Origin of the sequence: Psychromonas sp. (assembly GCF_041586535.1) — a bacterium.
Classification (GTDB): Bacteria; Pseudomonadota; Gammaproteobacteria; order Enterobacterales; family Psychromonadaceae; genus Psychromonas.
Map to the genome: position 1 here is coordinate 1 of NZ_JBFGZY010000233.1, position 2,549 is coordinate 2,549.

General features: G+C 40.3%; 3 protein-coding genes and 1 pseudogene. All 4 read right to left on the reverse strand.

The window, feature by feature from the left end:
- Positions 1–135: 135 nt before the first annotated feature.
- A pseudogene (locus ABZA00_RS16875) lies at positions 136–675 on the reverse strand (DUF3427 domain-containing protein); the annotation flags it as partial.
- Positions 676–725: 50 nt separating this feature from the next.
- Positions 726–1,766, reverse strand: coding sequence for an NERD domain-containing protein (locus ABZA00_RS16880; protein WP_372883310.1), 1,041 nt, complete (start codon positions 1,764–1,766; stop codon positions 726–728).
- 153 nt (positions 1,767–1,919) lie between these two features.
- The gene (locus ABZA00_RS16885; RefSeq protein ID WP_372883311.1) at positions 1,920–2,369 is read right to left on the reverse strand and encodes an ADP-ribosylglycohydrolase family protein; all 450 of its coding nucleotides are present in this window, start codon (positions 2,367–2,369) and stop codon (positions 1,920–1,922) included.
- Positions 2,370–2,430: 61 nt separating this feature from the next.
- On the reverse strand, positions 2,431–2,549 hold a 119-nt coding region (locus tag ABZA00_RS16890; protein ID WP_372883312.1), incomplete at its 5' end, for a transposase.

Consider the following 2,549-nt stretch of genomic DNA (forward strand, 5'->3'; position numbering starts at 1 on the left):
GTCGTTGGTCAGGTGAAATCAAAAATTGGGCACCAGTTAAAGAAGTCAGGCTTAATCCAGAGAAGTCAAAGACTGAAATAAAAGAGAATAAGGTGGCATAAATTTAAACGTCAGGCGACAACTCTCTTGAAAACCGCCGCTTCGGGTAAAGGCTTCTAACTCTTTTTTAAAAATACGAATGCCAGCCCACTTAATAAATGAGACTAACCAGTAGATCTTATCCGAGGATTGTATCTCCCGTTTTAATTCTGTTTCAAGGGAGATGCCGGCATTACTGCCACAAAACAGTTCACTTTGCGTGAGTCCTGTAAGGGGAATTATTGCTTCAACATATTTGGGTAAGTCCGCAGCTATTGGATTGGTTTTATCAAACAGGGCGGTTAGAATTTTTCCTTGGCTGTCGAGCAAGTTTTCGCAGATAAGTTCAGTGTCGTGAATATGTTCGCTTAGCCAACGAATAATGGTGTTGGCTAACGAGATTTGCTCACTAATGCGATGTGGGCTTTGTGGCACTGAATCCATAGCCAGTTCGATAAGATGGGTGAGAAATCGAGATAACCAGGTTGCCGCTTCGCCTGTCTCTAGCTGCCGTTCGCCCACATGAAATTTTTCGCGATCAAGGCTCTGCGCAACAAGTTGAGTGATAAGCTGTTCGTAAATGCCGGTTTGATTCATGAAAGTCCTATTGTAATCCTGAGTGAATATTTCTCTGGGTATGCTTGTGATTAACCTTCCACAAAAACTTCATTTTGCGCATTACAATCTTGGCATGTTTGATGGTAGTAGGCTTTCTTTTTGTTAATTTTGGTGTTTTTACTATCACAGCTTGGACAGTTTGTTTTCATCGATGTATTTGTGTTACAGCTTGGACATTTAACGTAATAGCCGAATTTCCCCCAAGCACCTTGCAGTTGCTCTGTGTTGTTACATTTTTTACAGGCCAACCTTTGAGCTATTGGTTGTGTATCTGGGGAAATAGAAGAGGGTGTTGTAATAACTTCGTTTTGATTGGTATTGGGTGTATAAATATTTTGCTTATCTTCTGTAACCTGATTCGTTTCTGCTGCAGTGGGTACTGCTTCGGCTGGTTTTGCTTGTTCATAAGTTAAAGGTTTATGTTGTGCCAGCAAGAAGTTGGAAATTTTGTCCATACTTTCAGGTGAAAACCAGGGTCTTGAGCCCCCAGTGCCAGTAGGTTTTAGAAAGGATATTATTTTACTTGTTGGGATATTCATCAACTTGTTAAGTGTATCGACAACAAACTCAGATTTTACTAACTGATCTGAAATCTCTTTGGGCATCTCATCGCGATGGACAATCGCATTACTGGATACGGCACATATCTGATCCCAACATCTGCCACCGAAACCTTGCTGCATACCAAGTAATTTAGGTAATAATTGTTTTATATTTTCAAGTAACAATTCACGTAGCAGTTTTTCTTGCAGTTCAACCTGTTTGATAGGGGAGCGCATACCAGACCATTGCCGGTTGTAACTTCGTGTCCATTCTTGATTGTTGTTTACTTTAACTTCACCAGTAATACTTTTTGATTCAATCAGAACGAAACCGTATGGATAAAGGATTAGGTGATCAATTTGTGCGACTTCATCATTGTGTTCAAAACGTAAATCGTTAAAAACAAATACTTGTTTGTCGTCTTTATATGCTCGGCGTAAAAAGAAGGCGACATCTTGCTCTTGTTTATCGCCGGCTATTTGTCTGACATCGTTAGAAGGTGACATTTCTTTATGTTTAACAATCACAATAAATCCTTTTAGATGTATACATTTATAAGTAGATGATTATTTTTTTAGGAGAGGCTGTCAATGTAAATTATTGGAAAATATAAGACTAAAATTAGCAAGCGTTATAAGCTGTCAATCTTGTAAACAAATACCAGTTAAACAGCCAAACCATTAGCGAAGTTTCTCGCTTAATTTAACGAGGTAGTCTTTACCATAAGGTCCATTTTCAATATCGCGCTCAAGAAAATCAGGGAAATTCTTAGCGTACTCATTGGAGAAAAAGGCAATGCCGCAGGCGATGGAGGCAACGCTATCTGTATCTCCGCCAAGCTTAACCGATTTATCAAGTACCTCGGTTAGCGAGCTGGACTGGGACAGCACCGTTAAAACAGCATCAATAGTATCAATGGCATCACACGCTATTCGGGTGGTTTTATTAATGCTGAACAGCTCGTTTGTTTGCTGGTAAAGGTAATCACGCAACCCCTCTTTTTTGCCTATTTTATTAGCAAAGTAATAGACAGCCAAGGCGACGGCTTGCGAGGCGACAACGCCTTCATGGGTGTTATGAGTCACCGATGCTTGAATTCGCGCTTTTTCAAGCATCTCGGTTTTATCCATTTAGATGAAAAACACCGTCATTCATGGCGGTGATGAAAATCATTGATGCGAAGGATTAACGTTACTTAGGTCTATTTTGTTTCTCGATATAAGTCGTCAGGGCATCTAGCGCAGCACCGCCACATGATCCGGCAAAGTAACTGGGAGACCATAACGCACCATTCCATAGATAACGATGTA

What these genes read in the sequence shown, in the direction of transcription:
- ABZA00_RS16885 (WP_372883311.1), bottom strand. Translation starts at nt 2,369, where the DNA reads ATGGATAAAACCGAGATGCTTGAAAAAGCGCGAATTCAAGCATCGGTG.